The sequence below is a fragment of the Mesorhizobium sp. M7A.F.Ca.MR.362.00.0.0 genome (assembly GCF_004023175.1).
In the GTDB taxonomy this organism is placed as follows: domain Bacteria; phylum Pseudomonadota; class Alphaproteobacteria; order Rhizobiales; family Rhizobiaceae; genus Mesorhizobium.
In genome coordinates this window covers 1,292-3,664 of the sequence record NZ_RZTF01000524.1, presented here as the reverse complement: position 1 = coordinate 3,664, position 2,373 = coordinate 1,292, and the positions used below count along the sequence as shown (strand labels likewise).

The following is a 2,373-nucleotide window of genomic DNA, read 5'->3' as shown; positions in this document are numbered from 1 at the left end:
CGGGTCTGCGCCGCGTCGCTGCGCCCCTTGCTCCGCCCGTGGATGACGAAGCGATCAGGGTTCGAGCCAATCGCCAAGGCATTCGATAAAAACTTCTGCGCCGAGAAACTCGATGCGTCAGTGGCGCTTGGCTTGCACCAGATAAGCCTCGATCTCGGTCTCGCCGAGCCACCTTGCCGCCTCCAGCCGGTGCAGGCCTTCGACGAGGATGTGGCGCTTGCCGTCATGGCGGACCTGGATCGGCGTCTTCATGCCGTTTTCCAAAATGTCCTCGGCCAGATGGCGAACGGTCTCGGGATGCAGCGTCTTCTTGCGCGCCGTCGGCACGTAGATCTCGTCGACCTTGACCTTTTGCACTCTGAGCATTCCGACCCCCGTGGCGGAAACGCCGCCTCCCCTGAGATAGTCCGTTTGATGGAGGCGGCCAAGGGTGCGGCTAGCGAATGCTGGCCCGATCGTTTCTATTTGACGCGTGACCGGCAGATCGCCGAAATGGCGGCCCTCGACCTTTTCAGGTGTTCATGACCCATCTGCCGACCGAATTCCCCGATTTCGGACTGACGCCGGAGCAGCGCCGCCACGCGGTGCGTGGCCATTATTACGAATGGCCGGGGATGGATGGCGAGCGCGGCGAGATCTGGTGCTACAGCGACCGGTTTTCCTATCGCGCCGGCGAAACGGTGGCGTTGCATGTCAGTTCGACAGCTCCGAACTTCGGCATGACAATCACCCGGGATGGCGGCAGCGAGACCAAAGTGTTCGAAAAATCGGGCATCGCGGCACGCCGGCAGGACACACCCGACCAGTGTTCGGCTGAAGGATGCGGCTGGGACGCTTCGTTCGAATTCCGTGTCGAGAACGACTGGCCGTCCTGCGCCTATCGGGTCACGCTGACCGCCGACGGGCGCGACGGCAAGCCGATCCAATCCCACCATATTTTTATCGTCAGCCCGCAGCCGGGCCGTAAACCCGGCCGTGTGCTGCAGGTGGCGGCGACGGGCACCTGGCTGGCCTACAACACCTGGGGCGGTTCCAACCACTACCAGGGCATTACCGGGCCGGACCGCAACCAATACTCGCCCATCGTGTCGACACAGCGCCCCTGGTGCCGTGGCTTCGTCGTGCTGCCGAAAGATGCGCCGCGCGTGCCGCTGGAAGTCGCCGTACCGCCCAAGACGATCCCGCGCTATCCGCACATGGAATGGGCGCTCGCCACAGGCCATTCGAAAAAGTACGCCTCGTCGGGTTGGGCCAGCTATGACAGCCATTTCTTCCGCTTTGCCGAGCGAGCCGGCTATCAAGTCGATCTCGCCAGCCAGCACGATCTGCATTTTTCGCCGGAAATTCTCGACGGCTACGACTGCGCCGTCTTCGTCGGCCACGACGAATATTGGACCTGGGAAATGCGCGATGCCGTCGACGCCTATGTCGAGCGTGGTGGTCATGCGGCGCGCTTTGCCGGTAACTTCATGTGGCAGACGCGGCTTGAGGACGAGGGCCGCCGGCAGGTCTGCTACAAATATCGCTCGCGTGCCGAAGACCCGGCCTATCTCCCAGGCGGCGACGTCACCCGTGCCACCAATTCCTGGGAAGCGCCGGAAATCGGCCGGCCGGGTTCGGCTACCTTCGGGCTCAACGCGACGCGCGGGGTCTATACCGGTTGGGGCGGCTGCGCGCCGCGCGGCGTGCGTGGTTTTCCGGTCTACCGGCCCGAGCACTGGGCCTTTGCCGGCACCGGCATCTATTATGGTGACCTGTTGGGGGCCGACAGCCATGTCTATGGCTATGAGGTCGACGGGCTCGACTTCGAGATACTCGGCGGCCTGCCCTACCCGACCGCTACCAGCGGCGCGCCAGACGGCTTGCAGGTTCTCGCCGTCGGCATGGCATCCCAGGTCGAGGAAAGCGCCGATATCCCGATCGAGGACCAGTTCCTCACCGACGAGGATGGCCGCTTCACCGCCGAGACGCTGTTCGGCGAGGCGAGCGACGCCAATCTGGAAAAGGTCAAACGCGGCAACGGCATGATCGTCAATTTCCCGCGCGGCAAGGGCGAGGTGTTCCACGCCGGAAGCTGCGAATGGGTCGCCGGCCTGCTAAGACAGGACCCGATGGTCGAACGCGTCACCAAAAATGTCCTCGATCGTTATCTCGGAAAGCCCTGACATGTCGAAAGTCCAGACCGCCGCGCAAGCCACCGACGCCCGGCGAGACTCGCATCTGTTCTATCTGTCCAGCCTGCGCCGGCCGCTGATCGACCGCGCCGAGGGCATCTATATGTGGACGCAGGACGGCCGCCGCTTCATCGACGGCTCGAGCGGCCCGATGGTCGCCAATATCGGCCATTCTAACCGCAATGTGCTGGATGCCATG

2 protein-coding genes and 1 pseudogene are annotated in these 2,373 nt (G+C 63.6%); 2 read left to right on the top strand and 1 reads right to left on the bottom strand.

All coding sequences use genetic code 11. The annotated features are described in order from the left end of the window. Window positions 1-117 precede the first annotated feature (117 nt). Window positions 118-366 (bottom strand): ParB N-terminal domain-containing protein, encoded by a 249-nt coding sequence (locus EOC06_RS34425; protein ID WP_127269873.1) that lies wholly within the window; start codon window positions 364-366, stop codon window positions 118-120. A 155-nt stretch (window positions 367-521) separates the two neighbouring features. Between EOC06_RS34425 and EOC06_RS34420 the strand changes: the two genes are divergently transcribed. Together EOC06_RS34420 and EOC06_RS44260 are read left to right on the top strand one after the other, a co-directional pair. Then, entirely contained in the window at window positions 522-2,165 is a 1,644-nt protein-coding gene (locus EOC06_RS34420; RefSeq protein ID WP_128309904.1) for a N,N-dimethylformamidase beta subunit family domain-containing protein, read from the top strand. A 1-nt stretch (window position 2,166) separates the two neighbouring features. Continuing rightward, window positions 2,167-2,373: pseudogene (locus tag EOC06_RS44260) on the top strand (aspartate aminotransferase family protein); the annotation flags it as partial.